The organism is Frigoribacterium sp. CFBP9030 (genome assembly GCF_034045195.1).
In the GTDB taxonomy this organism is placed as follows: Bacteria; Actinomycetota; Actinomycetes; order Actinomycetales; family Microbacteriaceae; genus Frigoribacterium.
Genome location: NZ_JAXCWG010000007.1, coordinates 35,416 through 50,559 on the forward strand (window position 1 = coordinate 35,416; position 15,144 = coordinate 50,559).

Sequence of the window (15,144 nt, forward strand, 5' to 3'; positions counted from 1 at the left end):
GCCGCTGCACCGGTGCCCGATTGGCCGCGCTGGCTCTGGCGTCCGCGCCGCCCGCTACGCCGGGTCCACGCCCGACACGAGGCCGCGCAGCCAGTCGCGGGCGTCGACGAAGGCCTCGTCGTCGTACCGGGGCGACACCTCGACAGGCGAGCCGTCGGCGCGCGGGTACGAGCCGAGGAACGTCACGTTCGGGCTGAACCGCTTGAGGCCGAGCAGGGCGTCGGCCACGCGCTCGTCGAGCACGTGACCCTCGAGGTCGATCACGAACCGGTACCGGCCGAGGGCGTCGCCGATCGGTCGGGACTGGATGAGACTCAGGTTGATGCCCCGGGTCGCGAACTGCTCGAGCATGTCGACCAGGGCGCCGGCGCCGTCGACGGGCAGCTCGACGATCAGGCTCGTCTTGTCGGCGCCGGTCGCCGGCGGTACGGGGACCGTGCGGCTGACCAGCACGAAGCGCGTGACGGCGTTCGCGTTGTCGCCGATGCCCGTCGCGAGCACCTCGACGTCGTGGTGGGCGGTGATGCCGGGCGGTGCGACGGCGGCGTCCGCCTCGCCCTGGCCGCGGTCGGCGCGCAGCAGGTCGGCGGCGGCCGCGACGTTCGAGCTGGCCGGGATGTGACCGTGGCCGGGCAGGTTGGCCTCGAGCCAGAGGTGGGTCTGGGCGTAGGCGACCGGGTGCGCGTTGACGACCCGCACCTCCTCGAGGCGGGTGCCCGGACGGGCCACGAGCACGAAGTCGACCCGCACCAGGTACTCGCCCACGATGCGGAGGCCCGGCACGGTCGCCAACGCGTCCTGAGTGGCGCTGACGCCGCCCTCGACGCTGTTCTCGATCGCGATCATGGCGGCGGTGCTGCGACCCGCGACGACGTCGGCGAGCGCCTCGCCCACGTTGTTCACGCTGCGCCACTCGGCACCCACGGCCTCGGGCACCTGCTTCAGCGCGGCCTCGGTGAACGTGCCCGCCGGGCCCAGATAGCTGTAGATCGACGAGGAGGCGGTGGTCGGCATGTCCGAGAGCCTACTGAGGCCTGTGGAGACACTGCGACGAACGTCGGCGGCTGGTGCCAGGATGACCTCATGACAGACCGAGCCGGAACCCCCGCCGAAGCCAGCGACCTCATCGACCCCGAAGAGGTCTCGGCCGCGTACTACGAACTCGTGCCCGACGTCTCGGACCCCGAGCAGAAGGTCGTCTTCGGCACCTCGGGTCACCGCGGCTCGTCGCTCGACTCGGCGTTCAACGAGACGCACATCGCCGCCATCACGCAGGCGATCGTCGAGTACCGCGCGGGCCAGGGCATCACCGGGCCGCTGTTCATCGGGCGCGACACGCACATCCTCAGCGGGCCGGCCGAGCGCACGGCGGTCGAGGTGCTCGTCGGCAACGGCGTGCACGTGCTCGCCGACTCCGAGGGCGGCTACGTGCCGACCCCCGCGCTCAGCCACGCGATCCTCGTGTACAACGCCGACCCGGCGCACACCGACAAGGCCGACGGCATCGTCGTCACCCCCAGCCACAACCCGCCCCGCGACGGCGGCTTCAAGTACAACCCGCCGCACGGCGGCCCCGCCGACAGCGAGGCCACGAACTGGATCGCCACCCGCGCCAACGAGATAATCGCCGCGGGCAACGTCGACGTCGTGCGCGGCGACGGCAGCCCGGGTCGGCACGACTTCCTCCGCGGCTACGTCGGCGACCTCGCCAACATCATCGACATCGAGGCCATCAAGAAGGCCGGCGTCCGCATCGGCGCCGACCCCCTGGGCGGCGCGAGCGTCGCGTACTGGGGCGCCATCCGCGACGTCTACGGCCTCGACCTGACCGTCACCAACCCCGGCGTCGACCCGACCTGGCGCTTCATGACCCTCGACTGGGACGGCAAGATCCGCATGGATCCCTCGAGCCCCTCGGCCATGGCCAGCGTCGTGCACCGCAAAGACGAGTTCGACGTGCTGACCGGCAACGACGCCGACGCCGACCGCCACGGCATCGTCACCCCCGACGGCGGGCTGATGAACCCCAACCACTACCTCGCCGTCGCGATCGACTACCTCTACACGCACCGCCCGCAGTGGCGCGACGACGCCGCCATCGGCAAGACGCTGGTCTCGTCGAGCATCATCGACCAGGTGGCAGAGTCGCACGGGCGACGCCTGTGGGAGGTCCCGGTCGGGTTCAAGTGGTTCGTACCCGGACTCGTCGATGGCTCGGTCGGCTTCGGTGGCGAAGAGAGCGCGGGCGCGTCGTTCCTCCGCCACGACGGCACCGTGTGGACGACCGACAAAGACGGCATCCTGCTCGCACTGCTCGCGAGCGAGATCCTCGCCGTCACGGGCAAGACGCCCTCGCAGCTGTACGCCGAGCTCGTCGAGAAGTTCGGCGACCCCGTCTACCAACGGGTCGACGCCGCCGCCTCGAAAGACCAGAAGGCCCGCCTCGGCAAGCTGAGCGGCGACGACATCACGGCGACCGAGCTGGCGGGCGACCCGATCACCGCCAAGCTCACCGAGGCACCCGGCAACGGCGCGTCCATCGGCGGTCTCAAGGTCGTCACCGACAAGGCGTGGTTCGCCGCCCGCCCGTCGGGCACCGAAGACGTCTACAAGATCTACGCCGAGTCGTTCGAGGGGCCCGAGCACCTCGCCCGCGTGCAGGCCGAGGCCAAGCAGATCGTCGACGCCGCGCTGCAGGGCTGAGCCGCGCCTCCCGCACCGCCCGACGGGCGTGTTCGCGACGGACGGGCGACTTCGGTCGCCCTTGTCGGACGAACACGCCCGTCTTGCTGCCCCGAGACCGCGCGTCAGTCGTCGCGACGGGCGCGCAGGCGACGCACCGTGTCGCGGGCCGACAGGACGATGCCCCAGAAGATCACGATGATGCCGACCGGCACGCCGAACAGGGCGATCCCTTCGATCCGTCCGCGCCAGTCCCAGTAGCTGAAAGCGAGGAACGCCCCCACGCCGAGTGCGACGAAGACCAGGCCGATGATGACGAGCTGTCGACCTGTGGCGGGCTTCTCGTCGGCGGGCGGACGTCGCATGGGGTCAGCCGGCGTAGCCGGGCGCTGCGGGCAGGTCGAAGAACTCCTCGAGGGTCGTCACGCCCGTCTCGTGCATCTCGGTCGAGAGGTCCGTGCCGATGTACCGGAAGTGCCACGGCTCGAAGGTGAACCCGGTCACCGCGACCTTGTCGGCGGGGTACCGCAGCAAGAACCCGAAGCGCCAGGCGTTCGCCGCGAGCCACTTCCCCTGCGGGGTGTCGCCGAAGCACGCCTGCAGCGCGCAGCTGAGGGGCACGGGGCTGATGTCGAGCGCGAGCCCGGTCTGGTGCTCGCTGAACCCGGGGCGGGCGCTCTGCGCGTCGGCCTGGGTCTGCCCGAGTCGCTGCACCCAGCCGTCGTAGACGGTGACCTGCGTGTCATACGACCGGTACGCGCTCTGCACCTGGAACACCCCCGCACCCTCCGCCTCCCCCGCGGCGAACATCTCGACGACCGCGTCGGCGACCTCGGCGCGCAGCGTGGGCGGGTTCTGGCTCTGCACGTCGGGCGTGACGAGATCGGTCGGCGCGTAGTCGACGGGGTCGAGCGGACGCAGCTTGTCGCTGACGACCCAGAGGCTCGAGGGGTCGTCGATCGACCGCGCGGACCTGTCGAAGGCGGGCGTCGTCGGGGACGCAGGAGGCGCCTCCTCGGTCTCCGAGGGAACCGGCGTCGCCGCCGTGGGCGTCTCGGACGGGTTGGGCGAGGCCGGAGACGTGGGCGCGGGAGTCGCCGCCGAGCACGACGCGAGCAGCGCCGCGGCGACGATCGCGGCGAGGGGCAGCAGGATCGCCGTGCGGGACGAGAAGGGGCGGGAGGTCATCGCGTCGAGCCTAGTTCGTCGGCTCGGCGGCGATCAGGAGCCCGCCCCACGTCGGGTCCGGGGCGGGTCCGGACCGGGCCGGCGTCGGGCTCGCGTCGGGTCCGCATCAGGCTCGCGGCGGGTGCTCGTAGGGCACGGGTCGGAAGCTGGAGGTCGCCTCGGTATCCGTCACCGCGGACCGAACCGGCCCCGCAAGGGGGTAGCGTGTTCCTTGCTGGAGGTGCTAGCCACCTCCCCGGTCGTCTCATCCCCGGCGTACCCTGCCCGTGAAGCTCACGCGGGAGGTGCGACGACCACAAGGGCCGCCCCTCGTCTCGAGGTGCGGCCCTTGGCATGTTCGCCGCCGGTGAAGCTAGTCTCTCTAGCATGGCGACCAACAGACCCTCGGCCCTCTACGACGCCACCGGCTACTGGTACACGAGCAGCGCCGAAGAGCGCGGGGTCGAGGTGCTCAACGCCCTGCGCCGCTACCGCTCCGCCGAGTCGGACATGCGCAAGCGGACCCGCGACTCGATGGGCATGGGCGACACCGACCTGGCCGCTCTGAGATTCCTGGTGCGGGCGTCCCGCCGCGGCGAGGACGTCAACGCGAAGGACCTCGCGACCCATCTCGGCATCACCTCGGCCTCGACCTCGGTCCTGATCGCCCGACTGGTCGCCAGCGGGCACCTGCGGCGCAACCCGCACCCGACCGACCGGCGCGGCGTGCTGCTGACCGTCACGAACGACTCGCACGTCGAGGTCCGCTCGACGCTGTCTGCCATGCACCGACGCATGATCGTGACGGCCGAGTCGATGTCCGCCGACGAGCAGGCGGTCGTCGCGTCGTTCCTCGACTCGATGTCGGAGGCGCTGTCGATCGACGACCACGCCGCCGAAGCGGAGAGCCCGGCCGACGGCACGGCCGACAGCTCAGCCAACGGCCCGGCCGAGCACCCGGCCCAGAGCACGGCCGGGAGCCACGAACCGACCGGCTCCGAGAACCGTATCCGCTGAACGAATCGAGCCGGAGAGTGTCTAGACAACCTAGGCACCCTCTGCCAGTCTCATCGGACGGCCCCGATTCACGGCGGGGCCACCGACCCCGGTTCACGGCCGGAGTCGCACGGATCGGCCCCTGGTCGACCCGTGACCGCAGCACCGATCACGATGGATCAGCCGGCATCGCAGGGATGCCAGAAACGAGCAGGACATGACTGCACTCACCCCGACGCCTCGAGGACGTCGCTCGAACCCGATCGACGCCGGCCACGACACGACGGTCGTCGTCATCGTCGTCGCCGCTCTCGGCACGGTGGTCAGCCTCGGCGCAGCCGTCGGCACCGCCCTCGGACTCCTCTGATGAACGCCCAGATGCTCCAGTCGCTCACGCACGAGCAGCTGGTCGCGGTCGTCCGCGGCACCGTCTCGGCCGGTGGCGCCCACGCCGTCGACCACGGTCAGCAGATCACGCAGACCGCCGCCTGAACCCCTCCTGCTAAGCGCCGGGCCTGCGGCCTCGACCTCCCCGCGACAGGGGCGGTCTCACGAGGTCAGTCCGCCTCGGCGACCGTCGTCCGTGCCGGCTTCGCGGTCGCCGGCTTCGCGGTGGCCGGCTTCGCGGTCGCCGGCTTGCGAGCGGCGGCTGGCTTGCGAGCGGCCGGCTTGCGCGTCGCGCGGGGCTTGACCACGGTGACGTCCGCCTGCGGGAGCCGCCTGCGCATCACGGCCACCGCCTCCTCGTTGCTGTCCACCAGCACGAAACGCCGGCCGAGCGACTCGGCCACGGCTCCGGTCGTGCCGCTGCCGGCGAAGAAGTCGAGCACCCAGTCGCCTTCACGGCTCGACGCCTGGATCATGCGTCTCAGCACGCCTTCGGGCTTCTGCGTCGGGTAGCCGGTCTTCTCACGGCCCGTCGGCGACACGATCGTGTGCCACCAGACGTCGGTCGGCAGCTTGCCCCGCGCGACCTTCTCGGGTGTGACCAGCCCGGGAGCCATGTAGGGCTCGCGGTCGACCGTCTCGGAGTCGAAGTGGTACCGGGCAGGGTCCTTCACGTAGACGAGGATCGTGTCGTGCTTGGTGGGCCACCGGTTGCGGCTCTTCGCGCCGTAGTCGTACGCCCAGATGATCTCGTTCAGGAAGTTGTCGCGACCGAACAGCACGTCGAGCAGCACCTTCGCGTAGTGCGCCTCGCGGTAGTCGAGGTGCAGATAGAGGGTGCCGTCGGGGGCGAGCAGGCGCCAGGCCTCGGCGAGTCTCGGCTCGAGGAACGACCAGTAGTCGTCGAAACGGTCGTCGTAGCGCATCAGGTCGCCGCGGATCCGCTCGTACGCGACGCCCTTGAAACCCGTGACGGCGGTCACGGAGTCGTCGGCGCTGCGGACCGAGGTGGTCGTCCGCCGCTTCTGCGCCCGCCCCGTGTTGAACGGCGGGTCGAGGTAGACGACCGTGAACGCCTCGTCGGGCAGCCGCGGCGTCACCTCGAGATTGTCACCCTGGACCACGAGGCTCGAGGAGGCGCTGGTCCAGTTCAGGGGCATGCCTCCATTCTGTCGCGTGCCGGGGCCGGCTCCGCCCACCCTCGCCGCGCCTCCTGCGGGCCGGCCCCGACCGGAGCGGAGTGGGGCGGAGGGGGACGGAGGGCGACGGAGGGGGCGAGGGCGGGTCGGGGGCGGCGGGCGTAGCGTGACGGGATGAACGCCGTAGTAGAGAACCGCCCGGACCAGAACCAGTACGCCCTCGTGGAGGGCGACACGACCGTGGGCTTCGCCGCCTACGAGATCGTCGGCGACGAGATCCGCTTCACGCACACCGAGATCGAGCCGAGCCGACGCTCGACCGGCCTCGGCGCGCAGCTGGTGCAGGGCGCGCTCGACGACGTGCGCGAGAACAGCACCCGCCGCGTCGTCCCGCTCTGCCCGTTCGTGGTCGACTACATCGACGAGCACGTCGACTACCGCGAGCTCCTCAACCGCTGACCCGGGCCGTCCGCCCCTCGGCGCCGTCGCCGGCGGCGACCACGGTGGTCAGATGGCGCCCCTTGCGGCCGCACGAAGGGCCGTTTCTGCCCACCGTCGCCGCCGGCACTCGCCGCCGGCGACCCTCGCGGCCGGACGGCGCGCGGGGGCGCTCAGGGGACGCGGCGCAGCCACTCCGGCGTCGCGAACTTCGTCGTCACGAGCTGCTCGGCCTGAGCGAGCTCGTCGTCGGTGACGCCACCCGTCGTCGCGCCGTACAGCCCGGCGAAGGTCTGCTTGAGCCGCTCGATGATCTCGGTGCGGGGCAGCCCGGTCTGACTGCGCAGCGGGTCGACGCGCTTCGCCGCGCTGGTCGTGCCCTTGTCGCTCATCTTCTCGCGGCCGATGCGCAGCACCTGCACCATCTTCTCGCCGTCCATGTCGTACGACATCGTGGCGTGATGCAGCAGGGCGCCGTTGCCGAGGCGCTTCTGCGCGGCCCCGCCGATCTTGCCCTTCGCCGACGTGATGTCGTTGAGCGGCTGGTAGAACGCGTCGATGCCGAGCGACTTGAGCGCCGTGATCACCCACTCGTCGAGATACGCGTACGAGTCGGCGAAGCTCATGCCCTGCACGAGCTCGCCCGGTGCGTACAGCGAGTAGGTGACGATCGACTCGGCGTCCATGAACATGGCGCCGCCGCCGCTGATCCGACGGACGACCTCGAAGCCGTGCGTCGCCGCGTTGTCGAGGTCGACCTCGTTCTTCAGCGACTGGAAGCTGCCGATCACGACGGCCGGCTGGTTCCACTCCCAGAAGCGCAGGGTCGGGCCGCGGCGACCCGCGCCGACCTCCTCGGTCAGCACCTGGTCGAGCGCGAGGTGCATGTTGGGCGAGACCGGCTCGTCGTGGATGATCTGCCAGTCGTAGTCGCGCCAGTCGGTGGCCTTCGAGAGGCTGCGGCGGACGGCGACCGCGATGGCCTCGGGGCTGAAGCCGAGCAGCACCGCGTCGTCGGGCAGACCTCGACGGATGGCCGCGGCGATCGTCGCCGCATCGGACTCGACCGGCAGGCCGTTGACGGCCCGGTCGATGGCGTCGAGCGCCGTGTCGGGCTCGAGGAAGAAGTCGCCGGCGAGCCGGAACCCGGCGATGCGCCCGTCGCCCACCTCGAGATCGACGACCACGAGCTTGCCGCCAGGGACCTTGTACTCACCGTGCATGAGTCGCAGCCTAGGCCACGCGGTCGTCGAGCCACCGGACGAGATCGGCCACGACCTCGTCTCGGTTCGTCTCGTTGAAGACCTCGTGCCGGGCGCCGGTGTAGACGATCAGCTCGACGTCGCTGAGGCCGCTGCGACCGAGGTACGCCGACGCGAGCCTGCGGGCGCTCGCCTCGCCGCCGAGGGTATCGTCGCTGCCGACCAGGATCAGCAGCGGCGGGTCGGAGTCGAGCGATCGTGACGGCCGCCCGAAGAGCCGCAGCGCGTCGCGGTAGCCGAACAGCTTCGCCACGGTCGCGACGGTCATCAGGGGGTCGGCGACGGCGCGCTCGATCACCGCGGTGTCGCGGCTGAGCCATTCGAACCCGGTGCCGCCCTCGTGCGCGTGCTGGGCGTTGAGATCGCCGCCGTTCATGCTGCCCGGCATGCGGTAGGCCGTGCCGCTCAGCACGACGGCGTCGAAGAGCGACGCCTGCCGGTCGACGATCTTCTGCATCATGAGCGATCCCCACGAGTGCCCGAGGCCGACCAGCGGCAGACCGGGCTCGTCGGCCCGGATGATGCCCGTCAGCTGGGTGATCGCCTCGATCGTGCCCGCGAGACCCGACGGGCCGAGACGACCGAGCTTCGTGTGATCGCCGCCCCACTGGCCGAGCCCGGTCTCGCCGTGCCCGAGGTGATCGTCGGCGTAGACCGTGTAGCCGGCCCGCACGAGATCGTGGGCGAGCGCCTCGTAGCGCAACGCGTGCTCGGCGACGCCGTGCGCGATCTGCACGACGGCCTTGGGCGTGGCCGCACGCCACACGTAGTAGTGGACGGTGACACCGTGCTGATCGACGAAGGTGTGATCGCCGCGGGCGGGGATGAACTGGGGCACGGGGTCATCCTGCCAGTCGGGTACGACATCGGGCGGGCGCCGCCGGGTACGACATCGGGGCGGGCGCGGCCGGGAGGGAGGGGCGGAGACCGCAGGAGGCGCGGGTCGGCATCGGAGCCGACCCGCGCCTCCTCGGCTGCGGAGCCCGTCGGTCAGCGGCGGGGCGAGTCCACGTCGGTGCGCACCACGCCGAAGTCGGCGTCGAGGTCGACGTCGACCTCGGTGCCGTCGTCGAGGCGCACGTCGACCTCGTAGGCCACGTCGCGGTCGTCGCTGCGGTCGGCGTCGGTGACGACACCGCCGCCAGCGGCCTCGATCGCGGCGGCCGAGGCGCGGTCGTAGTCGGCCCCGGTCAGCTCGGCGTCGTCGCGGTCGCCCGTGGTGGGCGCGCCGGGGGCGGAGCCGGTCGCGACGTCGTCGCCGTCGCGGTCATCCGCGTCGACGCTGCCGGTCGAGCCCGTCGAGCCGGTCGAGCCGTCGTCGTCCGAGTCGCGCGAGTCGCCCCGGTCGTCGACCCGGCTCGACACGACGGCGCCCTCGCCGTCGAGCAGCACCGAGACCTCGCGGCCGTCGTCGCGAGTGACGTCGACCTCGTAGCCCTCGAGGCCGTCGTCGAGGCGGTCGACGTCGGTCACGACGCCGCTGCCGACCTCGGCGAGCGCCGCCTGCGAGACGGACTCGCGGTCGGACGCCGACACGCGGTCGTCCAGGGTCGACGCGACGGCGATGCCGCCACCGGCGAGGACGATGACGGCCGCGGCCGCTCCGGCGATGATCATGGTCTTCTTCTTCACGGTGTCTCCGATCGTGGGGCCCTGGGGCCGGCTTCCGACGCGGCGGGGGCGCCGGTCGAGCTGATGACATCACTCTGGATCGGGGGCCCTGAAGCGACACTGAAGCCCGCTGAAGAACCGTTCAGGAGGCGCGGGTCAACCCGTTCAGGAGGCGCGGTTCGGCCTATTCACAAGGCCCGGGCCGACACGTCAGGAGGCGCGGTTCGGCCCGTCCCGTCCGCTCAGGCCGCGCCGGCGGGCAGGTCGACGACGAAGCGCGCGCCGCCCAGAGGGGACTCGCCGACCGTGACCGTGCCGCCGTGCACGCGGGCGATCTCGCGGACGATCGCGAGCCCCAGACCGCTGCCGCCCGAGTCGCGGGTGCGGGCCTCGTCGAGTCGCACGAACCGGTCGAAGACGCGCTCGCGGTCGGCCTGCGGCACTCCGGCTCCGTCGTCGTCGACCGTCAGCACGGCCCGCCCGTGCCGCTCGACCAGCCACACGGCGACCCGCGTCTCGGCGTGCCGGGCGGCGTTGGCGAGGAGGTTGCGCACCACCTGGCCGAGCAGCCCCTCGTCGCCGTCGACCCGCGCCGGGCCGACGCCGGTCGCGTCGACGGCGAGACCCGGTGTCGCCCCGCGCAGTCGCGCCGTCTCGGTCACCACGAGGTCGTCGAGGTCGACGGGGCGACGGGTGACGCCGAGCGCTCCCTCGTCGGCGCGAGCGAGGACCAGCAGGCCTTGCACGAGCCCGGTGAGCCGCGCCTCCTCGGTCATCACCGTGCCCGCGAGCGCGGCGCCGTCGATGCTCTCGGGGTGCAGCAGGGCGACCTCGGCGTGCTGGCGGATGGTCGCGAGGGGCGTCTTCAGCTCGTGCGAGGCGTCGCCGACGAAGCGGCGCTGGGCCGCGGCCGACGACTCGAGCCGGGCCAGCATGTCGTTCAGCGTGCGGGCGAGTCGGGCGACCTCGTCGGTGCCGCCGGGGTCGGCCACGCGCCGATCGAGCTGAGCCGCCGTGACGGCGTCGACCTCGCGGCGCATCGCCTCGACGGGGCGGAGCGCCCGGCCGACGACGAGCCAGGTCGTCACGGCCAGCACCAGCAGAGCGACCGGGATCGCGACCCCGAGCGTGACGAGACTGGCCGAGGAGGCGGCCCGCGCCTCCTCGAGGGATCTCACGGCGACGACGGTGACGGTCGCCGCGGGGTCGGCGTTCGTGTCGGCGTCGGCGTCGTCCACGTCGGAATCGGTGTCGGTGTCGGTGTCGGTGTCGGTGTCGGTGTCGTCGTCCGAGTCGACGGAGCCCGAACCCGAGCCCGAACCCGAACCCGAGCCCGAGCCCGAACCCGAACCGCTCGAGGCGTCGTCGCCCGGTCGGGTCGCCGATTCGGTCGCCACGACGTACGTGTCGCCGTCGATCCGCGCCGTGGGGCCGAGCGCCGACGGGTCTCCGACGCTGCCGTCGGTGAGGTGCTCGAGCAGATCGTCGTCTCCCCCGGCGGCGAGCAGGGCCCCGGTGCGGTCGACGACGAGCACCGCTCCGTCGTCGGTGTCGCCCGCCGCGGCCGTCGCGGGCGCGGTGCCGGCCTCGATGGCCGAGGCGACCCGGTCGGCGTCGGTCTGGGCCGCCGACCGCGGGGCGTCGTCGAGCACGGCCCGCTGCACGAGCGCGAAGACCAGGGTGAAGACGCCCAGCGTGAGGGCGACCGCGAGCACCGCGGCCACCGTGATCCGCAGCCGGAGGGAGGCGCGGCGCCCGACCGCGGGCCCGTCAGCCACCCTGAGCCTCCAGTCGGTACCCGGCGCCGCGCATCGTGACGATCGCCTCGCGCCCGAACGGCCGGTCGACCTTGTTGCGGAGGTGCCGCACGTAGACCTCGACGATGTTGGGGTCGCCCTCGAAGTCGTCGTTCCAGACGCCGTCGAGCACCTGGCGCTTCGTGACGACCTGCCCGACGTGCCGCATCAGGAACTCGAGCACCGCGAACTCGCGACTGGTCAGCTCGACGGCGGTGTCGCCGCGGTGCACGGTGCGCGAGGCGGGGTCGACGCGCAGGTCGCCGGCCTCGAGCACGACCGGGCGTTCGCGGGCGCCGCGCCGGACGAGGGCACGCAGTCGCGCGAGCAGCACGACGAACGAGAACGGCTTGGTGAGGTAGTCGTCGGCGCCCGTGTCGAGCGCCTCGACCTGGTCCCACTCGCCGTCCTTGGCGGTGAGCATGATGACCGGGGTCCAGTCGCCGCCCTCGCGCATGGATCGGCAGACGGCGTAGCCGCTCATGCCCGGCAGCATGATGTCGAGCACGACGGCGTCGTAGCTGCCCTCGCGGGTGCGCCAGAGGCCGTCGGTGCCGGTGGCCGCGACGTCGACCGCGATGCCCTCGGCCTCGAGCCCCAGCCGGAGCCCCTCGGCGAGCGCGGCCTGGTCTTCGACGACGAGCACGCGCACGGGGGCCTCCTGACGGCGCGCCGGGTGCGCGACCCGCCCATTCTGACGGGCCGGCGCTGAAGCAGGCCTGAAGCGCGCCTCCTCGGCCTCCGGGTCGCCCGAGGCAGCCCGGGCCTGCCCGCTCGAGGAGTCAGGACACGCCGCGGCTGCCCGGGGGTGCGCGGCGTGTCGTGACTCCTCGACGCTGGGGAGCGCAGGAGGCGCGGGTCAGCGCGCCGAGTAGCCGCCGTCGACGAGGTGGTAGCTGCCCGTGATGAACGACGCGTCGTCGCTGAGGAGGAACAGCACCAGCGCCGAGACCTCCTTGTCGGTGCCGAGTCGGCCGGTCGCGTGCTGCGACTCGAGGTAGGCGAGCGCGTCGCCGTCGAGCGACGAGCGGACGAGCGGGGTGTCGATGAACCCGGGCCCGACGGCGTTGGTGCGGACACCGCGGGCCGAGTACTCGAGGGCGGCGACCTTGGTCAGACCGACGAGGGCGTGCTTGCTCGCGACGTAGGCGGCGTTCTGCGCGATGCCGACCGAGCCGAGCACGGAGCTCATGTTGACGACGGCTCCTCCGCCGGCCTCGACCATGGCGGGCAGCTGGTAGCGGAGGCCGTAGAAGACACCGTCGAGGTCGACTCCGCGGACGCGATCCCACGCGGCGATGTCGTAGTCGCCGATGTCGGCGGCCGGGGCGCCGATGCCGGCGTTGTTCACGGCGAGGTGGAGGGCACCGTAGGTCGTCTTCGCGAACTCGACGGCCGCCTCCGACTGCTCGGCCTTCGCCGTGTTCTGCTCGAAGGCCGCGGCGGTTCCGCCGGCTGCGACGATCTCGTCGACGACGGACTGCGCCGCGTCGAGCTTGATGTCGGTGACGACCACGGAGGCGCCCTCTGCGGCCAGCGAGCGCGAGATCGCGGCGCCGATGCCGCTCCCGCCGCCGGTGACGAGTGCGGTCCTGTTGTCGAATCGAGCCATGATGCGTGCCTTCCGTCGTTCGGGGCCGGCCGTCGGGGCCGGTCGGGCTCGTCGATGAGCCCACCCTTCGAACCATACGCCCGCATAGGTTTCCGAGCAACACGTGTCGCCCAGCCCGAATCCGTCACGGCCATGGGATACCGAGGAGGCGCGGGTCGACCTCGAAACGCGCGTCCCGTCACCCCGGCCCGAGGCTTCAGACATGACGGTCGTCATATGCTCAGGTCGTGCCCCGCTCTCCCATCAGCGCCCTCGCCCTCGCCTCGTCCGTCGTGATCATCGGCTCGGTCGTCGCGATGTTCTCCGTACGAGGCGTCCATCCGCCTGGAGCCGCATACGGCTCCCTGACCTGCAACGTGGACGGCGTCTGCCTGCCGCCGGACGAAGCCATGCCCGGCATCATCACGGGCGCCCTCGCGCCGGGCGCCTTCGCCGTCGGTCTTCTCGGTCTGCTCGCCGCGTTCGTCCTGAGCATCGTGGTGACGACCTGGCCTCCGCGCCTCGCGCGGGGCTCATCCGACCCGGACACCACCGCCCCGGACACCACCGCCCCGGCCGAACGGGCCGGCACCGCCCCGCACCCGGTCGCCGCGGCGCACCCCGCGCGTCGCGTCTCCTCGACGGATCCACACGACGCCTACCGACCGCCGAGCCCTCGGGGACAGGCCCCTGGGGGGCGGTGATTCACCGATCGGCTATTACGCATCCATGCGTAGCAACCGAATCGCGGGGGGGGCGGGGCGGGGGCGATCCCGCCGACCGACTATTACGCATCGATGCGTAATAGGCGAATCGCGAGAGCACTCCCTGCTCGACGAGCCGACGCAGACGCCGGCGCTCAGGCGCCGCGGTGCCCCGGCAGGTGCGCCCGCTCGCCGTCGTGGTCGAAGATCGTCAGCACCTCGACCGGCCCCTCGTGCGCCTCGATCGCGTGCGGCGTCATCGTCGAGAACTCCGCCGCCTGCCCCTGCCGCACGAGGATCTCCCGCTCACCGAGACGCAGCCGCACCGTGCCGCTCAGCACCGTGAACCACTCGTAACCCGGGTGCACACGGGGCTCGCCGACCTCCCGCTCCGACGTGATGCGCATCTTCGCGATCGTCACGCCCCGACGATCGCGCTCCCGAGACAGCAGCCAGACGGTCAGGCCTGCGCTCGCCTCGGGCTCCGGCCGGATCACGACGTCGTCGTCGCCCTCGGGCTCGACCAGCTGATCGAGCGTCGTGCCGAGCGCCTGCGCGATGGGCACCAGCTGGTCGAGCGCGATGCGCCGGTGCCCGGTCTCGATGCGACTCAGCGTCGACGTCGACAGGTAGCAGCGCGACGACAGCGCCTCGAGGGTCCACCCCCGGGCCACACGCAGCCCGCGGATCCGCTGGCGGACGACCTCGTCGATCATGTCTTGCGTCATAGGCAAGACCCTATGCCAGATCCGCAGCACTCAGCCCGGCAGCCGAGCAGCCGAGGCGAAGCGGCTCGATGAGTCACGACACGCCGCCGCCCCGGCAGTCACACGGCGCGTCGTGACTCATCGACGCCCGGATGGCACGGAAGGAGGCGCGGTGCCGGCCGTCCGCCCTACTCGGCGCCCTGCGTCGCCTGGCGGATCAGAGCGACGAGTCGCGCCGTCGAGTCGTCGTCGATCGCGGTGTAGGCGAACGACGTGGCCCAGAGCGACCCCTCGTCGAGCGTCGCAGAATCCTGGAACCCGACCGTGCTGTACCTCGTGCCGAACTTCGCACCCGGCTGGAAGAACACGACGATCTTGCCGTCGGGCCCGGCGTACGACGGGAACCCGTACCAGGTCTTCGGCAGCAGCTGGGGCGCCTGCTCGAGCACGATCGCGTGGAGGTTCTCGGCGAGCAGCCGCTCCGACTCCGTCATGGCGAAGTGGGCGTCGAGCACGCTCTGCAGGTCGGCCGCGGCTCTGTCGGCCGCCTTCTGCTGCTTCGCCTCGGCGCGGAGCTCGGCGGCCCGCTGCTTCATCGCCGCCTTCTCGGTCGCGCTGAATCCATCGGTCGCCATGGTGACTCCTCGCTCGTCGTGTGGCATAC

Annotated in this window: 18 protein-coding genes; 6 read left to right on the forward strand and 12 right to left on the reverse strand. The window is 71.9% G+C overall.

Annotation, left to right across the window (positions count from 1 at the left end):
- Nucleotides 1–54 precede the first annotated feature (54 nt).
- Nucleotides 55–1,014 carry a prephenate dehydratase gene (gene pheA / locus SOM13_RS09405; RefSeq protein ID WP_320479531.1) on the reverse strand — a complete coding sequence of 320 codons (960 nt, stop codon included), beginning with the start codon at nt 1,012–1,014 and terminating at the stop codon, nt 55–57.
- A 69-nt stretch (nt 1,015–1,083) separates the two neighbouring features.
- Between pheA and pgm the strand changes: the two genes are divergently transcribed.
- On the forward strand, nt 1,084–2,703 hold the full coding sequence (gene pgm, locus SOM13_RS09410) for a phosphoglucomutase (alpha-D-glucose-1,6-bisphosphate-dependent) (protein WP_192060763.1): 1,620 nt from the start codon (nt 1,084–1,086) through the stop codon (nt 2,701–2,703).
- 104 nt (nt 2,704–2,807) lie between these two features.
- Here pgm and SOM13_RS09415 read toward each other — a convergent pair whose 3' ends face one another.
- Nucleotides 2,808–3,047, reverse strand: a complete 240-nt coding sequence (locus SOM13_RS09415) for a hypothetical protein (protein ID WP_192060764.1) — start codon at nt 3,045–3,047, stop codon at nt 2,808–2,810.
- Nucleotides 3,048–3,051: 4 nt separating this feature from the next.
- The gene (locus SOM13_RS09420; protein ID WP_320479532.1) at nt 3,052–3,870 is read right to left on the reverse strand and encodes a M15 family metallopeptidase; all 819 of its coding nucleotides are present in this window, start codon (nt 3,868–3,870) and stop codon (nt 3,052–3,054) included.
- Between the two features lie 366 nt (nt 3,871–4,236).
- Here SOM13_RS09420 and SOM13_RS09425 point away from each other — a divergent pair, with 366 nt between their 5' ends.
- The 3 genes from SOM13_RS09425 to SOM13_RS09435 all read left to right on the forward strand — a co-directional run bounded on the left by SOM13_RS09425 (nt 4,237) and on the right by SOM13_RS09435 (nt 5,337).
- Nucleotides 4,237–4,866 (forward strand): MarR family winged helix-turn-helix transcriptional regulator, encoded by a 630-nt coding sequence (locus tag SOM13_RS09425; RefSeq protein ID WP_320479533.1) that lies wholly within the window; start codon nt 4,237–4,239, stop codon nt 4,864–4,866.
- 196 nt (nt 4,867–5,062) lie between these two features.
- The gene (locus tag SOM13_RS09430) at nt 5,063–5,212 is read left to right on the forward strand and encodes a hypothetical protein (protein WP_192060767.1); all 150 of its coding nucleotides are present in this window, start codon (nt 5,063–5,065) and stop codon (nt 5,210–5,212) included.
- On the forward strand, nt 5,212–5,337 hold the full coding sequence (locus SOM13_RS09435; RefSeq protein WP_256415641.1) for a hypothetical protein: 126 nt from the start codon (nt 5,212–5,214) through the stop codon (nt 5,335–5,337). Before SOM13_RS09430 ends, SOM13_RS09435 begins: the two co-directional genes overlap by 1 nt.
- Nucleotides 5,338–5,402: 65 nt before the next feature.
- Here the strand turns inward: SOM13_RS09435 and SOM13_RS09440 are convergent, their stop codons facing one another.
- A complete protein-coding gene (locus SOM13_RS09440; protein ID WP_192060768.1) occupies nt 5,403–6,392 on the reverse strand; it encodes a DNA-methyltransferase in 990 nt (329 codons plus the stop codon).
- Between the two features lie 153 nt (nt 6,393–6,545).
- On the opposite strand from SOM13_RS09440, the gene SOM13_RS09445 reads away from it, so the two are divergent.
- Nucleotides 6,546–6,830: a GNAT family N-acetyltransferase gene (locus tag SOM13_RS09445; RefSeq protein WP_192060769.1), complete on the forward strand. Its 285-nt coding sequence runs from the start codon at nt 6,546–6,548 to the stop codon at nt 6,828–6,830.
- Nucleotides 6,831–6,982: 152 nt separating this feature from the next.
- On the opposite strand, the gene SOM13_RS09450 is transcribed toward SOM13_RS09445, so the two are convergent.
- The 6 genes from SOM13_RS09450 to SOM13_RS09475 form a co-directional block, all read right to left on the reverse strand.
- Nucleotides 6,983–8,032: a biotin/lipoate A/B protein ligase family protein gene (locus SOM13_RS09450; protein ID WP_320479534.1), complete on the reverse strand. Its 1,050-nt coding sequence runs from the start codon at nt 8,030–8,032 to the stop codon at nt 6,983–6,985.
- 10 nt (nt 8,033–8,042) lie between these two features.
- Nucleotides 8,043–8,909 carry an alpha/beta hydrolase gene (locus SOM13_RS09455; protein ID WP_320479535.1) on the reverse strand — a complete coding sequence of 289 codons (867 nt, stop codon included), beginning with the start codon at nt 8,907–8,909 and terminating at the stop codon, nt 8,043–8,045.
- Between the two features lie 152 nt (nt 8,910–9,061).
- Nucleotides 9,062–9,703, reverse strand: coding sequence for a PepSY domain-containing protein (locus SOM13_RS09460; protein WP_320479536.1), 642 nt, complete (start codon nt 9,701–9,703; stop codon nt 9,062–9,064).
- A gap of 221 nt (nt 9,704–9,924) precedes the next feature.
- Nucleotides 9,925–11,460: a HAMP domain-containing sensor histidine kinase gene (locus SOM13_RS09465; RefSeq protein ID WP_320479537.1), complete on the reverse strand. Its 1,536-nt coding sequence runs from the start codon at nt 11,458–11,460 to the stop codon at nt 9,925–9,927.
- A complete protein-coding gene (locus SOM13_RS09470; protein WP_192060774.1) occupies nt 11,453–12,130 on the reverse strand; it encodes a response regulator transcription factor in 678 nt (225 codons plus the stop codon). The genes SOM13_RS09465 and SOM13_RS09470 overlap by 8 nt, the downstream gene beginning before the upstream one ends.
- 207 nt (nt 12,131–12,337) lie before the next feature.
- Nucleotides 12,338–13,090 carry an SDR family NAD(P)-dependent oxidoreductase gene (locus tag SOM13_RS09475; RefSeq protein ID WP_243214995.1) on the reverse strand — a complete coding sequence of 251 codons (753 nt, stop codon included), beginning with the start codon at nt 13,088–13,090 and terminating at the stop codon, nt 12,338–12,340.
- A 227-nt stretch (nt 13,091–13,317) separates the two neighbouring features.
- Here SOM13_RS09475 and SOM13_RS09480 point away from each other — a divergent pair, with 227 nt between their 5' ends.
- Nucleotides 13,318–13,773, forward strand: a complete 456-nt coding sequence (locus SOM13_RS09480; RefSeq protein ID WP_320479538.1) for a hypothetical protein — start codon at nt 13,318–13,320, stop codon at nt 13,771–13,773.
- A gap of 155 nt (nt 13,774–13,928) precedes the next feature.
- Here SOM13_RS09480 and SOM13_RS09485 read toward each other — a convergent pair whose 3' ends face one another.
- Nucleotides 13,929–14,501 carry a helix-turn-helix domain-containing protein gene (locus SOM13_RS09485; protein ID WP_192060776.1) on the reverse strand — a complete coding sequence of 191 codons (573 nt, stop codon included), beginning with the start codon at nt 14,499–14,501 and terminating at the stop codon, nt 13,929–13,931.
- 167 nt (nt 14,502–14,668) lie between these two features.
- On the reverse strand, nt 14,669–15,115 hold the full coding sequence (locus SOM13_RS09490; protein ID WP_243214999.1) for a hypothetical protein: 447 nt from the start codon (nt 15,113–15,115) through the stop codon (nt 14,669–14,671).
- Nucleotides 15,116–15,144 lie beyond the last annotated feature (29 nt).

Excerpts from the sequence above, each read along its gene's own strand:
- pheA (WP_320479531.1), bottom strand. The coding sequence starts at position 1,014 with ATGCCGACCACCGCCTCCTCGTCGATCTACAGCTATCTGGGCCCGGCG.
- pgm (WP_192060763.1), top strand. The coding sequence starts at position 1,084 with ATGACAGACCGAGCCGGAACCCCCGCCGAAGCCAGCGACCTCATCGAC.
- SOM13_RS09415 (WP_192060764.1), bottom strand. The coding sequence starts at position 3,047 with ATGCGACGTCCGCCCGCCGACGAGAAGCCCGCCACAGGTCGACAGCTC.
- SOM13_RS09420 (WP_320479532.1), bottom strand. The coding sequence starts at position 3,870 with ATGACCTCCCGCCCCTTCTCGTCCCGCACGGCGATCCTGCTGCCCCTC.
- SOM13_RS09425 (WP_320479533.1), top strand. The coding sequence starts at position 4,237 with ATGGCGACCAACAGACCCTCGGCCCTCTACGACGCCACCGGCTACTGG.
- SOM13_RS09430 (WP_192060767.1), top strand. The coding sequence starts at position 5,063 with ATGACTGCACTCACCCCGACGCCTCGAGGACGTCGCTCGAACCCGATC.
- SOM13_RS09435 (WP_256415641.1), top strand. The coding sequence starts at position 5,212 with ATGAACGCCCAGATGCTCCAGTCGCTCACGCACGAGCAGCTGGTCGCG.
- SOM13_RS09440 (WP_192060768.1), bottom strand. The coding sequence starts at position 6,392 with ATGCCCCTGAACTGGACCAGCGCCTCCTCGAGCCTCGTGGTCCAGGGT.
- SOM13_RS09445 (WP_192060769.1), top strand. The coding sequence starts at position 6,546 with ATGAACGCCGTAGTAGAGAACCGCCCGGACCAGAACCAGTACGCCCTC.
- SOM13_RS09450 (WP_320479534.1), bottom strand. The coding sequence starts at position 8,032 with ATGCACGGTGAGTACAAGGTCCCTGGCGGCAAGCTCGTGGTCGTCGAT.
- SOM13_RS09475 (WP_243214995.1), bottom strand. The coding sequence starts at position 13,090 with ATGGCTCGATTCGACAACAGGACCGCACTCGTCACCGGCGGCGGGAGC.
- SOM13_RS09485 (WP_192060776.1), bottom strand. The coding sequence starts at position 14,501 with ATGACGCAAGACATGATCGACGAGGTCGTCCGCCAGCGGATCCGCGGG.
- SOM13_RS09490 (WP_243214999.1), bottom strand. The coding sequence starts at position 15,115 with ATGGCGACCGATGGATTCAGCGCGACCGAGAAGGCGGCGATGAAGCAG.